13 protein-coding genes are annotated in these 16,462 nt (G+C 46.2%); 6 read left to right on the top strand and 7 right to left on the bottom strand.

The window, feature by feature from the left end:
* Window positions 1–113: 113 nt before the first annotated feature.
* The 6 genes from secA (at window position 114) to AACV12_RS05440 (ending at window position 10,149) form a co-directional block, all read left to right on the top strand.
* The gene (gene secA, locus AACV12_RS05465; RefSeq protein ID WP_013856087.1) at window positions 114–2,840 is read left to right on the top strand and encodes a preprotein translocase subunit SecA; all 2,727 of its coding nucleotides are present in this window, start codon (window positions 114–116) and stop codon (window positions 2,838–2,840) included.
* A 104-nt stretch (window positions 2,841–2,944) separates the two neighbouring features.
* On the top strand, window positions 2,945–3,343 hold the full coding sequence (gene mutT / locus AACV12_RS05460; RefSeq protein ID WP_026027953.1) for an 8-oxo-dGTP diphosphatase MutT: 399 nt from the start codon (window positions 2,945–2,947) through the stop codon (window positions 3,341–3,343).
* A 104-nt stretch (window positions 3,344–3,447) separates the two neighbouring features.
* The gene (dapB, locus tag AACV12_RS05455) at window positions 3,448–4,257 is read left to right on the top strand and encodes a 4-hydroxy-tetrahydrodipicolinate reductase (RefSeq protein ID WP_026027267.1); all 810 of its coding nucleotides are present in this window, start codon (window positions 3,448–3,450) and stop codon (window positions 4,255–4,257) included.
* 482 nt (window positions 4,258–4,739) lie between these two features.
* Window positions 4,740–5,879 (top strand): glutamine-hydrolyzing carbamoyl-phosphate synthase small subunit, encoded by a 1,140-nt coding sequence (gene carA, locus AACV12_RS05450; protein ID WP_170900020.1) that lies wholly within the window; start codon window positions 4,740–4,742, stop codon window positions 5,877–5,879.
* A 16-nt stretch (window positions 5,880–5,895) separates the two neighbouring features.
* The gene (carB, locus tag AACV12_RS05445; RefSeq protein ID WP_017046523.1) at window positions 5,896–9,126 is read left to right on the top strand and encodes a carbamoyl-phosphate synthase large subunit; all 3,231 of its coding nucleotides are present in this window, start codon (window positions 5,896–5,898) and stop codon (window positions 9,124–9,126) included.
* A gap of 243 nt (window positions 9,127–9,369) precedes the next feature.
* The gene (locus AACV12_RS05440) at window positions 9,370–10,149 is read left to right on the top strand and encodes a TSUP family transporter (RefSeq protein ID WP_017047462.1); all 780 of its coding nucleotides are present in this window, start codon (window positions 9,370–9,372) and stop codon (window positions 10,147–10,149) included.
* Here the strand turns inward: AACV12_RS05440 and AACV12_RS05435 are convergent.
* The 7 genes from AACV12_RS05435 to AACV12_RS05405 all read right to left on the bottom strand — a co-directional run bounded on the left by AACV12_RS05435 (window position 10,073) and on the right by AACV12_RS05405 (window position 16,453).
* Complete coding sequence (locus tag AACV12_RS05435) at window positions 10,073–10,945, bottom strand: LysR family transcriptional regulator (RefSeq protein WP_017047463.1); 873 nt, start codon at window positions 10,943–10,945, stop codon at window positions 10,073–10,075. The genes AACV12_RS05440 and AACV12_RS05435 overlap by 77 nt on opposite strands.
* Before the next feature lie 102 nt (window positions 10,946–11,047).
* Window positions 11,048–11,668 (bottom strand): TRIC cation channel family protein, encoded by a 621-nt coding sequence (locus AACV12_RS05430; RefSeq protein WP_017046526.1) that lies wholly within the window; start codon window positions 11,666–11,668, stop codon window positions 11,048–11,050.
* A 74-nt stretch (window positions 11,669–11,742) separates the two neighbouring features.
* Window positions 11,743–12,567 carry a vitamin B12 ABC transporter substrate-binding protein BtuF gene (btuF, locus tag AACV12_RS05425; protein WP_170900019.1) on the bottom strand — a complete coding sequence of 275 codons (825 nt, stop codon included), beginning with the start codon at window positions 12,565–12,567 and terminating at the stop codon, window positions 11,743–11,745.
* Window positions 12,568–13,521 carry a cobalamin biosynthesis family protein gene (locus tag AACV12_RS05420; protein WP_013856097.1) on the bottom strand — a complete coding sequence of 318 codons (954 nt, stop codon included), beginning with the start codon at window positions 13,519–13,521 and terminating at the stop codon, window positions 12,568–12,570. It lies immediately after the preceding gene.
* Between the two features lie 17 nt (window positions 13,522–13,538).
* Complete coding sequence (gene mtnN, locus AACV12_RS05415) at window positions 13,539–14,234, bottom strand: 5'-methylthioadenosine/S-adenosylhomocysteine nucleosidase (RefSeq protein WP_088732830.1); 696 nt, start codon at window positions 14,232–14,234, stop codon at window positions 13,539–13,541.
* 240 nt (window positions 14,235–14,474) lie between these two features.
* A complete protein-coding gene (locus AACV12_RS05410; RefSeq protein WP_081244961.1) occupies window positions 14,475–14,900 on the bottom strand; it encodes a DUF1499 domain-containing protein in 426 nt (141 codons plus the stop codon).
* Window positions 14,901–15,040: 140 nt separating this feature from the next.
* Window positions 15,041–16,453 carry an FAD-dependent oxidoreductase gene (locus tag AACV12_RS05405; protein ID WP_026027954.1) on the bottom strand — a complete coding sequence of 471 codons (1,413 nt, stop codon included), beginning with the start codon at window positions 16,451–16,453 and terminating at the stop codon, window positions 15,041–15,043.
* Window positions 16,454–16,462 lie beyond the last annotated feature (9 nt).

The following is a 16,462-nucleotide window of genomic DNA, read 5'->3' as shown; positions in this document are numbered from 1 at the left end:
TCACAATATCTGTGATACATGATTTATCTCAGTATCCTTAGTTCAAAACTGGTAGAGACTGACGGCATTAAGAGTAGATCGAAAACGATCTAATAAAGAGAGATTCCTGACACATGATAACTAAGCTACTGACAAAGGTTATTGGCAGTCGCAATGACAGAACGCTGCGCCGCCTTAAAAAAATTGTCAAAGAGATCAACAGCTACGAGCCTACTTTTGAAGCACTAACTGATGAAGAATTAAAAGCCAAAACGGTTGAGTTTCGTCAACGTTTAGAGCAAGGTGAAACCTTAGACCAATTACTTCCTGAAGCATTTGCCACCGTGCGTGAAGCGTCCAAGCGCGTATATGGTATGCGTCACTTCGACGTACAGTTGATCGGCGGTATGGTTCTCAATGCGGGTCAAATCGCAGAAATGCGCACTGGTGAAGGTAAAACGTTAACCGCGACTTTGCCTGCGTATCTCAATGCCTTGCCTGGCAAAGGCGTGCACATTGTTACTGTCAACGATTATCTTGCTAAACGTGACGCAGAAACAAACCGCCCACTGTTTGAGTTTTTAGGCATGACGGTCGGTATTAACGTACCCAATATGCCACCACAAGAGAAAAAACTTTCTTATCAAGCCGATATTCTTTACGGGACCAATAACGAGTTTGGTTTCGATTACTTACGCGACAACATGGCTTTCCGCAAAGAAGACCGTGTACAGCGTGAACGTTTCTTTGCTGTAGTCGATGAAGTGGACTCGATTCTTATTGATGAAGCGCGAACGCCGTTGATCATCTCAGGTCCTGCAGAAGATAGTTCTGAGTTGTACATCCGCATTAATACCCTCATTCCACTTCTGCAAAAGCAAGATAAAGAAGATTCTGAAGAGTATCGTGGTGATGGTCACTACACGGTTGACGAAAAATCAAAACAAGTCCATTTGACTGAAACGGGTCAAGAATTTGTTGAAGAGTTAATGGTGAAAAATGGTTTGATGGAAGAGGGCGATACTCTTTATTCACCCACGAACATTAGCTTACTTCACCACGTCAATGCCGCATTGCGTGCGCATGTGTTATTTGAGAAAAACGTTGATTACATCGTGACAGAAGAGGGCGAAGTGGTCATCGTTGATGAGCACACTGGCCGCACCATGCCAGGTCGTCGTTGGTCTGAAGGTTTACACCAAGCTGTCGAGGCGAAAGAAGGTGTTAAAATCCAAAACGAGAACCAGACTCTTGCGTCGATCACCTTCCAAAACTATTTCCGTTTATACGAAAAACTTTCTGGTATGACGGGCACTGCCGATACCGAAGCGTTCGAATTCCAATCGATTTACGGTTTGGAAACCGTGGTGATCCCAACCAATAAACCTATGGTTCGTGATGATATGCCTGATGTGGTGTATCGCACTGAAGCTGAAAAATTTGCGGCGATCATTGAAGACATCAAAGCGCGTGTTGCAAAAGGTCAACCAACCCTAGTCGGTACGGTTTCGATTGAGAAATCTGAACTACTTTCTAATGCGTTGAAGCAAGCTAAAGTGAAACATAACGTGCTTAACGCGAAATTCCATGAAAAAGAAGCAGAAATTGTAGCGCAAGCGGGTATTCCGGGCGCGGTGACGATTGCGACTAACATGGCTGGTCGTGGTACTGATATTGTATTGGGCGGCAGCTGGCAGGCACAAATTGAGCAGCTAGAGAATCCAACACAAGAGCAGATCGATGAGATCAAAGCGAAGTGGAAAGAGGTTCATAACCAAGTGTTAGCCGCTGGTGGTCTGCACATTATTGGTACTGAACGCCACGAATCTCGTCGTATCGATAACCAGTTACGTGGTCGTTCTGGTCGTCAAGGGGATGCGGGTTCTTCACGTTTCTATCTATCGATGGAAGATTCACTGCTGCGTATCTTCACCTCAGATCGTATGGCAAGCCTTATCCAAAGTGGTATGGATGAAGGTGAAGCGATCGAAAGTAAGATGCTTTCTCGCTCGATTGAAAAAGCACAACGTAAAGTCGAAGGACGTAACTTTGATATTCGTAAACAGCTTCTTGAATACGATGATGTTGCTAACGATCAACGTAAAGTAGTTTATGAGCTGCGTGATGAGCTCATGGAAGCAGACGATATCAGCGAAATGATTGAGCAGAATCGTCAAGATGTTCTGACTTCCGTTATTGACGAATACATTCCGCCACAATCACTTGAGGATATGTGGGATGTTAAAGGATTGGAAGATCGTTTGAAAAACGATTTTGATTTAGAGCTGCCATTACAGCAATGGCTAGATGCTGATGATAAATTGTACGAAGAAGCGCTGCGCGAACGTATTCTTGAACAAGCGGTTAGTGTGTATCGTGAAAAAGAGAAAGCAGTTGGGGCTTCTGTTCTGCGTAATTTTGAAAAATCGGTCATGCTACAAACTCTGGATACCTTGTGGAAAGAGCATCTAGCGGCGATGGATCATTTGCGCCAAGGCATCCACCTACGTGGCTACGCGCAGAAAAACCCAAAACAAGAGTACAAGCGTGAGTCATTTGAGCTGTTTGAAGAACTACTGAATTCTTTAAAAACCGATGTGATTACTATCTTGTCGAAGGTGCGCGTACAACAGCAAGAAGAAGTTGAACGTATGGAAGCACAGCGTCAAGCGCAAGCGGAAGAAGCCGCGCGTCGCCAACAGTTCCAGCACCAAAGTGCCGATAGTTCGGTTGCAGATGAAGCTTCAGAAGATCAAGGACACCAGCCTATGGTTCGTGAAGAGCGCAAAGTTGGTCGTAATGAGCCTTGCCCTTGTGGTAGCGGTAAAAAGTACAAACAGTGCCACGGACAGATCAACTAATCCCTTGAATGATCACCCCAAGAGTCGCTTAGGCGACTCTTTTTTTAACTCAATATTTCTCATCTTTCTTTTCTAGGTTGGGAAGTCGGCGAATCGGAGTCTTTATGAAACGTGTTCATATTGTTGCGGCTATTATCTTCAATAGCGATAAATCAGAAATTTACATTACCAAACGACCAGATCATCTTCACAAAGGCGGTTTTTGGGAGTTCCCTGGCGGCAAAGTTGAAGCGGGAGAAACGATTGAACAAGCCATTTTCCGCGAGCTAGATGAAGAGATTGGTATTCATATTACTGAGCAATCTCCTTACCAATACCTTGAGTTTGACTATTCAGACAAGTCCTTAACTTTTGATTTTATTTGCGTGACACAATTTGATCATCAGCCGTATGGTAAAGAAGGGCAGCAAGGAGAATGGGTAGCGGTTTCTGAGTTGGCAAACTATTCATTTCCTGAAGCCAATGCGCCCATCGTCGAGCGCGTCATGAAAGAGTTTGCCTAAGTCGCTAGCCACCACAAGCAAATGTTGATAGTTTACAGAAACACCTTGAACGAAGAGAAACGATGCAAGCTTAAGCTGATGTCGTCACAATGGAGAATAACGCAATGGTGAGAATTGCGATTGCAGGAGCGGCGGGTCGAATGGGCCGCAATTTGGTGAAAGCCACTTATCAAAATAACCATGCTCGAGTGGGTGCGGGCTCAGAGCGTCCTGAGTCCTCGTTGGTTGGTGTTGATATCGGTGAGTTATGCGGTGAAGGGCGATTTGATATCGCGTTGGTAGATAACCTAGAGAATGCCGTAGATAACTTCGATGTCATCATTGATTTTACAGCTCCTGTGAGCACCTTAGCCAATATTGAGTTATGTAAAAAACACGGTAAGAAGCTAGTGATTGGCACAACGGGCTTTTCTGAAGCAGAAAGAGCACAAATCAATGCTGCCGCACAACAGATTGCGATTGTCATGGCTCCTAACTACAGCGTTGGGGTTAACCTTGTTTTCAAATTGCTTGAAAAAGCGGCTAAAGTGATGGGTGATTACTGTGATATTGAGATAATTGAAGCCCACCATCGTCATAAAGTGGATGCTCCGTCAGGAACCGCAATTGGCATGGGAGAGGCGATAGCTAATGCTATGGGTAACCAACTGAGTGACGTTGCCGTCTATGCGCGAGAAGGTATTACCGGAGAACGTACTAAAAATGAGATTGGTTTTGCTACGATTCGTGCTGGCGATATCGTGGGTGAGCATACCGCGATGTTCGCTGATATCGGTGAACGTGTAGAAATCACCCATAAAGCGACGGATCGTATGACTTTTGCCAATGGTGCAGTGAGAGCGGCGGTTTGGCTTGCTGATAAACCTGCGGGTTTTTATAGCATGACTGACGTGTTAGGTTTGAACGATCTTTGATTACATAATTATGCGTCAGTGTTTGCTGGCGCATCTTTGTTACACCTCTTTTTACCGATTTAATTATCTCTCTTTATTTTTACTTTACTGACTTACTTTTGTTGTGTTTTAGGTGGGTATTGCTTTCTTTTTGTTTTAGATCTCTGAAATTGCACTTATTCTCTGCTTGATTAACGTTTGCGTGATTTTGTTTATCGTTGATTGTTTAAAATGCATCAAAGAGTTTCAGTTTGCTGATTCTAATTCCTCCATTCTCATTTTTTTACTCATCAAACCTATTTTTTTACTGTCTTAGGTTCGCTTTTTATCTCTAACGCTTTAAATGTTGCCTTAATTTATTATGAAATGTTGACAGTAATCATGGTGGTCATTAGAATACCGCCAATTTGTCTAAATCACCCTATGGCGCGTCTCAATGGCCTTAAGGAAGACAAGTTTGCAGTTTAATTTATATTTTTTGCATTTTTATTCTGGAGGTTGTCTTGAGTAAGTCAGCACTGTTAGTCCTAGAAGATGGGACGGTGTTCCACGGTGTATCCATTGGCGCTGATGGAATATCCGTTGGTGAAGTCGTCTTTAATACCTCGATGACGGGGTACCAAGAAATCCTCACTGATCCTTCCTATTCTCAACAAATCGTTACTCTTACTTACCCCCACATAGGCAATACCGGAACCAATTCCGAAGACGAAGAATCCTCTTCTATCCATGCACAAGGCCTTGTGATTCGCGATCTCCCTCTTATCGCTTCTAACTTCCGTAATGAACTTTCCCTTTCTGACTACCTTAAATCACAAAATATTGTGGGCATTGCCGATATCGACACGCGCAAGCTAACGCGCATTTTGCGTGAAAAAGGAGCTCAGAATGGCTGCATTATGGCAGGTGACCATTTAGATGAAGCATTGGCGTTGGTAAAAGCCAAAGAGTTCCCCGGTTTAAAAGGAATGGATCTTGCGAAAGAAGTTACAACAAAAGAAGCGTACCAATGGAAACAAGGTTCGTGGACGCTCGAAGGTGGACTTCCTGAAGCGAAAGATGACAGCGAGTTGCCCTATCACGTTGTTGCCTACGATTTCGGTGCAAAGCGCAATATCCTCCGTATGTTGGTTGACCGAGGATGCCGCCTAACTGTGGTACCAGCACAAACCTCGGCTGAAGAAGTTCTAGCGCTGAAACCTGATGGTGTCTTTTTATCAAATGGCCCTGGTGACCCAGAACCATGTACTTATGCGATTGAAGCAACCAAAGTGTTCATGGAGAAAGGGCTGCCTATTTTTGGTATCTGTTTAGGACACCAAATTTTGGCATTGGCGTCTGGTGCGAAAACAGTAAAAATGAAATTTGGCCACCATGGCGCGAACCATCCAGTGAAAGATTTGGATCGTAATGTGGTGATGATTACGGCACAAAACCACGGTTTTGCTGCTGATGAAGCAACGCTGCCTGTCACACTTCGTGCAACGCACAAATCGCTATTTGATGGTTCACTACAAGGAATTCACCGCACCGATAAACCAGCCTTTAGCTTTCAGGGACACCCTGAAGCGAGTCCTGGCCCGCACGATGCCGCCCCTTTGTTTGACCATTTTATTGAACTAATTAAAAAGCACACAGCGTAATTCGGAGTAGTAGACAATGCCAAAACGTACTGACATTAAAAGTATTCTAATTCTAGGTGCTGGCCCAATTGTAATCGGTCAGGCTTGTGAGTTTGACTACTCTGGCGCTCAAGCATGTAAAGCCCTGCGTGAAGAGGGTTACCGAGTGATTTTGGTTAACTCGAACCCTGCCACTATCATGACTGACCCAGAGATGGCCGATGCGACTTATATTGAGCCTATCCATTGGGAAGTCGTGCGTAAAATCATCGAAAAAGAGCGCCCAGACGCGGTATTACCGACCATGGGTGGCCAAACTGCATTGAACTGTGCACTTGAACTGGAAAAGCATGGTGTTCTGGCTGAGTTTGGCGTTGAGATGATTGGCGCAACGGCTGATGCGATTGATAAAGCGGAAGATCGTTCTCGCTTTGATAAAGCGATGAAGTCAATCGGCTTAGCTTGTCCTCGCGCTGATACGGCAAAAACTATGGAAGAAGCTTACCGCGTTCAAGAGATGGTGGGTTTCCCTTGCATTATTCGCCCTTCATTTACTATGGGTGGAACCGGCGGCGGTATCGCTTACAACAAAGAAGAGTTTGAAGAGATTTGCCGCCGTGGCCTTGATCTTTCGCCAACCAACGAGTTGTTGATTGATGAATCACTCATCGGTTGGAAAGAGTACGAAATGGAAGTGGTTCGCGATAAAGCGGACAACTGCATCATAGTCTGTGCGATTGAAAACTTTGACCCAATGGGTATTCACACGGGGGACTCGATCACGGTAGCTCCTGCGCAAACGCTAACTGACAAAGAATATCAGATCATGCGTAACGCATCGCTAGCCGTACTGCGTGAAATCGGTGTGGAAACGGGGGGTTCGAACGTACAGTTTGGTATCAACCCGAAAGATGGCCGCATGGTGATCATCGAGATGAACCCACGTGTTTCTCGCTCTTCGGCTCTTGCATCGAAAGCGACGGGCTTCCCTATTGCCAAAGTTGCAGCCAAATTGGCGGTAGGTTTCACACTTGATGAGTTAATGAACGACATTACTGGTGGTGCAACCCCAGCGTCGTTTGAGCCAACTATTGATTATGTTGTGACGAAAATCCCTCGCTTTAACTTCGAAAAATTTGCCGGTGCTAACGATCGCTTAACCACGCAAATGAAGTCGGTGGGCGAAGTGATGGCGATTGGTCGTAACCAACAAGAATCGCTGCAAAAAGCACTGCGTGGGCTGGAAATTGGCGTAAACGGCCTAGATGAAATGGTTGATTTAGACGCACCAGATGCACTGACTAAAATTCGCCATGAGCTGAAAGAAGCGGGTGCTGAGCGTATTTGGTATATCGCAGATGCTTTCCGCGCTGGTTTGTCTGTGGATGGGGTCTTCAACCTGACTAACGTTGATCGCTGGTTCTTGGTACAAATCGAAGAACTGGTCAAAATGGAACAAGAAGTCAAAGCGGGCGGTTTTGCTGGCTTAAATGCGGATGTTCTACGCAAGATGAAGCGCAAAGGTTTTGCGGATGCGCGTCTCTCTTCACTGCTTGGCGTGGCTGAAAGTGAAATTCGTCGTATGCGTGACCAATATAATATTCATCCGGTTTACAAGCGTGTCGATACTTGTGCGGCGGAGTTTTCGTCTGATACGGCTTACATGTACTCCTCTTATGATGACGAATGTGAAGCACAACCGACCGATAGAGACAAAATCATGGTGCTCGGCGGTGGTCCAAACCGTATTGGTCAAGGTATCGAGTTTGATTACTGTTGTGTTCATGCCTCACTCGCGCTACGCGAAGATGGTTATGAAACCATCATGGTTAACTGTAACCCTGAAACGGTTTCAACAGACTATGACACTTCCGATCGCCTCTATTTTGAACCAGTGACACTCGAAGATGTATTGGCGATTGTTCGTGTTGAAAAACCTAAAGGCGTCATCGTGCAATACGGTGGTCAAACACCACTGAAATTGGCTCGTGCACTTGAAGCTGCTGGAGTGCCTATCATTGGTACTAGCCCAGATGCGATTGACCGCGCCGAAGATCGTGAGCGTTTCCAACAAGCGGTTGATCGTTTAGGTCTGCTGCAGCCAGAAAACGCAACAGTGACCACAATGGAACAGGCGATTGAAAAATCGAAAGACATCGGCTTCCCGCTGGTGGTACGCCCGTCTTACGTTCTTGGTGGCCGCGCGATGGAAATCGTCTATGACGAACAAGATCTGCGTCGTTATTTTAACGAAGCGGTCAGTGTGTCTAACGAATCCCCAGTACTGCTTGATCGCTTCCTTGATGATGCAATTGAAGTCGATATCGATGCGATTTGTGATGGTGAGCGTGTCGTCATTGGCGGCATCATGGAGCACATTGAACAAGCGGGTGTTCACTCTGGTGACTCAGCATGCTCTCTACCGGCTTACACGTTAAGCCAAGAAATCCAAGATGTGATGCGTGAACAAGTTGAGAAGCTGGCGTTTGAATTAGGCGTTCGTGGTTTGATGAACACGCAGTTTGCGGTTAAAGATAATCAAGTTTACCTGATTGAAGTTAACCCTCGTGCCGCTCGTACTGTACCGTTTGTGTCAAAAGCAACGGGCGCACCGCTTGCCAAAATTGCCGCGCGCGTGATGGCAGGGCAGTCTCTAGAGTCACAAGGCTTTACTAAAGAGATCATTCCTCCTTACTACTCAGTGAAAGAAGTGGTTCTGCCATTTAATAAATTCCCTGGTGTTGACCCACTGCTTGGCCCTGAAATGCGTTCAACGGGTGAAGTGATGGGTGTGGGTGCAACGTTTGCTGAAGCTTATGCAAAAGCGGAATTAGGTTGCGGTAATGTTTATCCTGAAGGCGGCCGAGCTCTGCTCTCTGTACGTGAAGGTGATAAACAGCGTGTGGTTGATTTAGCGTCGAAACTGGTGAAATTAGGTTATCAGCTTGATGCTACCCACGGTACAGCTGTAATTTTAGGTGAAGCCGGTATTAACCCACGTTTGGTGAATAAAGTGCATGAAGGTCGCCCTCATATTCTTGACCGTATTAAGAATAATGAATACACCTACATCATTAATACAGCCGAGGGGCGTCAAGCGATTGAAGATTCTAAAGTTCTTCGTCGTGGAGCATTAGCACAAAAAGTCAACTACACCACAACACTGAATGCTGCCTTTGCAACCTGTATGTCTCATACGGCCGATGCGAAGTCATCAGTTACGTCAGTGCAAGAGTTACACGCGCAAGTGAAAGCACACTTAGCATAAGCGTTAAAAAATAATAAATCAGTAGGTCTAAGACCTACATGACAACCTCATTGCCCGCTGAATTAAGCGGGCTTTTTTTATTCGGCCGAATTGAATCGTTTTACCAATGAAGAAGAGATTTGGCTTAGAGGATAGCTTTTTAATTGATGAAAAATGGGAATGGGTTGTTGTCTTGGCTTTCGCTGTTTTCACCTTTTAAGTGGTGCTATTGTTGGTTTTTATTGTTCAATGCGTTGATAAGAAATGGAACTTTCACTGGAAGTATTAGGCCTGTTGTTTTTGGTTGCAGGGATTGCAGGGTTCATTGATGCGATGGCTGGCGGTGGCGGTTTGCTTACTTTGCCGGCTTTGCTGGCAGTAGGCGTGCCACCGACTCAAGCGCTGGCTACCAATAAGCTGCAAAGCTCATTTGGCAGTTTCTCCGCCACTTGGTATTTTGTACGCAATGGCATTGTGAACCTAAAAGAGATGAAGTTGGCGATAGCTTGTACTTTTATCGGCGCTGCGTGTGGGGCTGAACTTGTGCAGCATATGGATGCCAGTTTGTTGACCAGCTTAATCCCGCTGTTGCTGATCGGTATTTCACTCTATTTTCTACTTGCACCCGCGACGAAAACCCACAATGGGCCTGCTCCATTGTCTGAAACGGCTTTTGCTTTTACGGTCGGTTTTGGTATCGGTTTTTATGATGGTTTTTTCGGTCCGGGCACCGGGTCTATTTTTACGGTCTGTTTTGTCGTGTTAGGTCATTTTTCGTTGATTGAAGCGACTGCAAGAACCAAGGTTCTCAACTTCACTTCAAACATTGCTGCGCTGCTTTTTTTTGTTATTGCTGGCTTGCCGATTTGGAAGATAGGGCTGGTGATGGCCGTTGGTGGTTTTTTAGGGGCGAGAATGGGCGCAAAGATAGTGGTGACTAAAGGGCAGAAATGGATCCGCCCATTAGTTATTGTGATGTCGATGTTGATGGCAATAAAACTTCTTTGGCAACAGCATCAGCAATGGTTGTTATCAATCTTTTGACCCTTGGCGAGCGATAACTATTGCTGCGCAGACAGAGATGAACAGGCCGAACCAAAGGTTGCAGTTCATCAAAATCAAAGTAATAGCGAGGTTCAATGTTCAGCGCTTTAATCACTGAAAGTGGTACTAAAGCAGGCGTCATGCCTCCTAATGCCAATTGTGCTGCGGCCGTATACGAGTCCATTTCCATCTGTGGCGTGATGGCGAGTTTCGCCAATATATCGACTTGATAGGCGTTCGCTGGGTTGGATAAATCATTGGTAACGAGCTGTTTAGGTAACGAAGATAAGGGTGTTTGGCTGACAATGTAAAAGGGTTCATCTACCAGATGAAACGTCATTAGCCCATGATTAGCGGGTAAGTAGCCTGCGCAAAATCCTAATGTCGCTTTGCCTGATTGAACGTGCTGAACAATCCTCGGCGTATGGTTCGTGGTGATGGTGATGAACTTATCGTGCTTGAGGTACTGCCCCATGGTGGTATTAATATAGCCAGCGACTAACGTTTCTGAGCAGTCTATCCTGATCAGTGTTGCATCCGTAAAAGATTGCTGATCGAAAATTAAACCGCATAACTCACTAAAGCTTGGGCCAATAGTTTCAACCAAGGCCTGTGCATCTGTGGTTAATTTAATCTGTCGGCCATCAGGCTCAATCAGCTTTTTACCGACCCTTTTTTCTAAATTAGCAATCCGCTTACTAACGGCGGACTGGCTAATGTAGAGTAGGCTGCCCGTACGCCCCATGGTTTTTTCTTTGCTCAGCACCAGCAAAGTTTCGATACCTTCTAGCAACATAATTAATGACGATGAGGAATAGATTAGCTCATCTTATCGCAAAGCGACCATAACCCATAGCGTCTGTACATGTTACTGTTTGTGGTTTTGATGAGATCGGCTTTATTTATTCAGTGCAAAAGTGGGCAGTGATAAGTGCCAGCGGATCGCGCCAAGTCGAATGATCAAGGTTGAGGCGACTCCGGCCAGAAAGGCGCTTGAGCTATCGTAGTCCATCGCCAGTGCTGTGGTATGAAACAGACCGCCGATGATACAAGCTGTAGCATAGACTTCGCTGCGTAGCACCATTGGAATCTCACGGGCCAGTACATCACGAATAATACCGCCGCCACAGCCAGTAATAACGCCCATGATTACCGCAACCATGGCCGAGTCTTGATAGTTCATCGCCTTTTCAACACCAATGCCAACAAACACCGCTAAACCGATTGCATCACAAACGGGTAAGATCCACCAAGCAACGCGTTTAGGCCTGCGAACCAGCAGCATGGTGAGTAAACAAGTGATGAAAATGACCCAAAGGTAAGTGGTGTCTTTTATCCAGAAAACTGGCGTCGCACCCAATGCCATATCACGAATTGTTCCACCGCCAATTGCAGTAACGCTCGCAAGCACGACCACGCCAAACGGGTCCATTTTTAATCGACCAGCTAATAATACGCCAGAAATGGCAAAGATAGCCGTACCAAATAAGTCAATAAGATAGAGCAGCATGGAGTCCATGTTACTGGGTTCTCTTTAGTCGTTAATGGAACAAAATTCGGGCAGGAATTGTACGAGATTTTATTACGCAAGCGTTAGCGTTTTTGGCGAACGACGGAAAAGTACTCACACACTTCTTCTATCGCTTGCAGTGTTCTGGGCGTTGGTCTATTTAACCAATCTGAGGTCAGTGCCCACACAAACCCGTTTTTTACAGCGGGTAGTTGCTGTTGCCACTTTTGCCACATCGTGCCATTTTTTATCGCATGTTCAGAGGTGAAAATTACATCAGGTTTAGCCAGCAGCACTTGCTCAATCCCAACTTGAGGGTAGGGGGATGCGCTGTTGGCAAAAATATTTTCGCCGCCACAAAATTCAAAGACCTCACTGGGCCAACTGCCTTTGGCCAGTGTGATGATCGGTTTTTCACTGAGTTGATAGAAATAACGAACTTTACTTTGGCTGCCATAACTCTGTTTCAGAGTGATGAGTGATTGACGAAAATCACGCGCCGCTTGCTGGCCGATACTCGGATCATCGGCAAATTGGCTAAGTGCTTCAATATTATTGGCAATGTCATCGAGTTTTTGAGTTTTTGTCGTATAAATCCTCAGCCCTAACTGCTTTAATTTATCGAGCTCCTTCGCCGGATTGCCCGCAGGCCAAGCAATCACTAAATCCGGTTTTAGGGTAAGAATGCGCTCTATATTCAACCCTTGGTAATTGGCCACTTTTTCGAGTTTGAGTGCTTGTGCTGGGTAGTCACTGTACTCGCTGACGGCCACCAATTTATCACCAAGGCCAGCCGAAAAGGCCAATTCCGTGGCGTGAGGCGCTAAGCTAATGATGCGTTTAACTTGCGCTTGAACTGGAAAAGCCACGCACAGCGTGATGACAACATTGAGAAACAGTAAACGCATCTAAAATCCTTGATGGACGAGCAGCAGTATCACGCTCTCTAATGCTATCCACGCGAAAATACGCCAAGCTAACAGTTTTTGGATTTGCGCAAGGTGGAAGGCTGATGGGGCGATACGTCCGCCTATTTTTACGCGCAGGGCTTTTTTATCACCGTAGATAGCTGGGCCACCTAAGGCCAGTGATAGTTTATTGCCGACGGCGGTTAACAACCATGCAGGCCCCGGGAGTGGCCATAAGCGGCTTTGTTGTAACATGGCTGAGAAGGTGTTTGATGCGTTGCGACCAATGATAATCAATAAGCTAAATAGGCGCAGTGGCACAAAGTCAAGCACAGCCAGCAAGCGTACCGATGGAATACCAAAAGGATGAAACGCCGCTCGCGAAGGCGCCCAAGCTCTGGCGAGTTCAGCGATGAGACGGTACATCAACGCGCCAATACCGCCAAAACAGGCGTACCAAAATAGCACTGCAATCACGTTGCGCCCATAGCCAACAATGACGGTTTCAGCCCCCGCCTTACCTAACCCCAGCGCAGACAAGCTATCGGTTTCACGATTCACAAAAGGGGCAAGCACGCTGCGAGCGTATTTTTTGTCTTCTTTGCTGAGTGCGCCGATAAGCTGATTGGCTAATAATTCTTGGCTACGCCAATCAAATGCGAGTAATAGTAGCGCTAAATCAAATAGTTGAGGTTGCCATACCAAAGGTTTTAACGCGACTAAGGTGACCCATGCGGGTAGGCACATCAATAGCCAAGCCAGTGTGCCGGAAAGTAGGCTTTGTGAATAACTGCTACTGGTATTGACTTTATCCGCTAATATTTCCGCAAATTTTCGCCACAAAGTGACGGGATGAGCGTTACGCGGGATGGGTAAAATAAGATGAAAGGCAACCGCTCCCCACATAACGAGGAGCGTACCGTTGGCATACAAGTAGGTGATTAACTCGTCCATGTTGAGTCTGTCACTGCTTACTTAAGCAGTTCGACCATCTTAATCACCATTTCTGATGAGCTTTGTGCGGCAAGCGGTAAAAATTCATCAAAGGACATCGGCGACGCTTTATCGGCTACATCTGAAATGGCGCGAACGACCACAAAAGGCACTTTGAATTGGTGGCAAGTTTGTGCAATTGCTGAAGCTTCCATCTCAACGGCAATCACGGTTGGGAAGTGTTGGCGAATAAAGCTTTGACGCTCAGCGGTACAAACGAAAGCATCCCCGGTACAAATCAGGCCGCGTACCGCGTGCTTATCTTTGATGTGTGTGAGTGCTTGTTCTGCAACGCGGATCAATGCATCATCCGCTTTGAAAGCGGCTGGTTGACCTGCCATTTGCCCCATTTCATAGCCAAATGCTGTTACATCGGCATCATGGTGACGAACTTCGCTTGAAATGACTACATCACCCATGGTTAAGCTTGAATCAAAACCACCTGCAGAACCGGTGTTAATCACTACATCTGGTTGGTATTCATTAAGTAAAATAGTGGTGCCAATGGCTGCGGCGACTTTACCAATGCCAGATTGTAGCAGCACCACATCCACCCCATGGATTTGACCTGAAAAATAGGTGCAGCCCGCTTTGCTGACTTCTTGAACATTGTCGATTGCGTTTTTTAATATCGCGACTTCTTGCTCCATCGCGCCAATAATGCCGATTTTCATGAGGTTTCTCTTATTCGGTTAGTAGTAAATATTCGTTTAATAGTAAATATCTGGTGAATATGCCCTTCCTACTTGAGGCCGCAGCGGTGTTGGCTACGTTCGCTCACCCCAATCACATAGTTTGCCTATGCTCATGGGGACTCACTCACTTGTCGCCTACCTGCAACTCCAAGTTGTTTGGGTATAGCAAAATTGGCCGAAGTTTAGCACGAAACTTTCCGCCAGTGCGATATTGAGCAACTATTCAATCAAGCCTGCTTTGGTGAGGTTTTCTCGCAGTGTTTCTGCTCGCTTACGATTGACGCCCATATCTGAATAACCAATGCGCGATTCAGATCGTACGATTAAACGCCCGTTCTCTATCTTAAGTTCAAGATCATCCACAAATCGCCAAATACGACTGGTGCATTCAATGCGGAGATAATTGTCCTCTTTCACCGCCGTTTTAGAGCGAGGAATAGAAAGCGCAACCGCTTCAATTTTATCTAAAGAGACGCCTGTTTTGAGGATAAAGGGAGAGAGCGAGAACGCGTTACGCTCATCTTGAGTCGAAACGCAATTCGGTTTATTTCCGCAAGGGGTCGCAGTGCGATCGGTCATAGTTGTCACTCCTTGGCTGCAAGCGGTTAGTGTGGCAAACATCAGTAAACTTAGTACTACGCGCATGATAGTCCTTATCAAATGAATCCTCATTACCAATCGCCAAAATACAAACGAGCTGCAGTGTCGATGGCTGAAGGAAAATGGCCTAAGAAAAAAGGATTCACGTTACCATGAATCCTTCAAGGATATTAAGCAGTTAAGGCTTAAAGGCCTAAGTAGTCAAGTATTCCTTCTGCGGCTTTGCGCCCTTCGTCAATGGCCGTGACGACCAGATCGGAGCCGCGTACGGCATCCCCACCAGCAAAAATTTTTTCATTACTGGTTTGGTACTGGAACGATTGCTGCGACGCGGCCTTAATGCGTCCCCATTGATCAAGTTCAACACCGAATGGCTCAAGCCATGGCATGGCATGTGGCTGAAAACCAAACGCCATAATAACGGCATCGGCTGCCAACACATGTTCGCTACCCGCAACGGGCTCGGGCTTGCGACGCCCAGCGGCGTCAGGCTCCCCTAAAGCGGTTTGCACCACTTTAACGCCACTCACTTGGCCTTGTTCATTGACCTCAATGGCGAGCGGTTGCAGGTTGAACATAAATTCTACGCCTTCTTCTTTGGCATTTTTCACTTCTCGGCGCGAACCCGGCATGTTCTCTTCATCGCGTCGGTAGGCACAAATCACTTTGGCGGCATGTTGGCGAATGGAAGTACGCACGCAATCCATCGCAGTGTCTCCGCCTCCAAGTACCACGACTTTTTTGCCCGCCATATCAATAAATGGTTGGGGTGATTCCAAACCCATCACTTTATAAGTATTTGACACTAAGAAGGGTAGAGCATCGTAAACACCGTTTGCTTCTTCATTTTCTAGCCCTGCGCGCATGTTTTGGTAAGTCCCGACACCGAGAAAAACGGCATCATATTCATTAAGCAGCGTTTGCAGTGTGATGTCTTTACCTACTTCGATGTTGAGCTGAAATTCGACTCCCATCTCACTGAAAATGCGGCGGCGGTTTTCCATTACGCCTTTTTCAAGTTTGAAAGAGGGAATACCAAAGGTTAGCAAACCACCAATTTCAGGATAGCGATCAAACACCACGGGCTTTACTCCGTTGCGCACTAAAATATCGGCTGCGGCTAGGCCAGCTGGGCCTGCACCAATGATCGCCACTTTCTTATCCGTCCACTCCACGTGTGACATGTCTGGTTTCCAGCCCATCTCAAACGCTTTGTCGTTAATGTATTTTTCGATGTTACCTATGGTGACCGCACCAAAGTCATTGTTTAGGGTACAAGAGCCTTCACAGAGGCGATCTTGTGGGCAGACTCGCCCACAGACTTCGGGCAAGCTGTTGGTTTGGTGCGATAGTTCAGCGGCTTCAATAATGCGCCCTTCATTGGCCAGTTTTAGCCATTGCGGAATGTAGTTGTGCACTGGGCATTTCCATTCGCAGTAAGGGTTGCCGCAATCTAAGCAGCGATCCGCTTGAGCAGTCGCTTGCTGTTTAGTAAAGGGTTCGTAAATTTCGACGAACTCGATTTTGCGAATAGTGAGCGGCTTTTTTGCCGGATCAACTCGATTCACATCAATAAATTGGTATACGTTCTGGCTCATTAATCTGGC

This window comes from Vibrio sp. 2-2(8) (assembly GCF_963888495.1).
Taxonomy (GTDB): Bacteria; Pseudomonadota; Gammaproteobacteria; order Enterobacterales; family Vibrionaceae; genus Vibrio; species Vibrio anguillarum.
Note: the sequence above shows the minus strand (reverse complement) of the source record. Positions and strands in the feature narration are given on the sequence as shown.

What these genes read in the sequence shown, in the direction of transcription:
- secA (WP_013856087.1), top strand. Translation starts at nt 114, where the DNA reads ATGATAACTAAGCTACTGACAAAGGTTATTGGCAGTCGCAATGACAGA.
- mutT (WP_026027953.1), top strand. Translation starts at nt 2,945, where the DNA reads ATGAAACGTGTTCATATTGTTGCGGCTATTATCTTCAATAGCGATAAA.
- dapB (WP_026027267.1), top strand. Translation starts at nt 3,448, where the DNA reads ATGGTGAGAATTGCGATTGCAGGAGCGGCGGGTCGAATGGGCCGCAAT.
- carB (WP_017046523.1), top strand. Translation starts at nt 5,896, where the DNA reads ATGCCAAAACGTACTGACATTAAAAGTATTCTAATTCTAGGTGCTGGC.
- AACV12_RS05440 (WP_017047462.1), top strand. Translation starts at nt 9,370, where the DNA reads ATGGAACTTTCACTGGAAGTATTAGGCCTGTTGTTTTTGGTTGCAGGG.
- AACV12_RS05435 (WP_017047463.1), bottom strand. Translation starts at nt 10,945, where the DNA reads ATGTTGCTAGAAGGTATCGAAACTTTGCTGGTGCTGAGCAAAGAAAAA.
- AACV12_RS05430 (WP_017046526.1), bottom strand. Translation starts at nt 11,668, where the DNA reads ATGGACTCCATGCTGCTCTATCTTATTGACTTATTTGGTACGGCTATC.
- btuF (WP_170900019.1), bottom strand. Translation starts at nt 12,567, where the DNA reads ATGCGTTTACTGTTTCTCAATGTTGTCATCACGCTGTGCGTGGCTTTT.
- AACV12_RS05420 (WP_013856097.1), bottom strand. Translation starts at nt 13,521, where the DNA reads ATGGACGAGTTAATCACCTACTTGTATGCCAACGGTACGCTCCTCGTT.
- mtnN (WP_088732830.1), bottom strand. Translation starts at nt 14,234, where the DNA reads ATGAAAATCGGCATTATTGGCGCGATGGAGCAAGAAGTCGCGATATTA.
- AACV12_RS05410 (WP_081244961.1), bottom strand. Translation starts at nt 14,900, where the DNA reads ATGCGCGTAGTACTAAGTTTACTGATGTTTGCCACACTAACCGCTTGC.
- AACV12_RS05405 (WP_026027954.1), bottom strand. Translation starts at nt 16,453, where the DNA reads ATGAGCCAGAACGTATACCAATTTATTGATGTGAATCGAGTTGATCCG.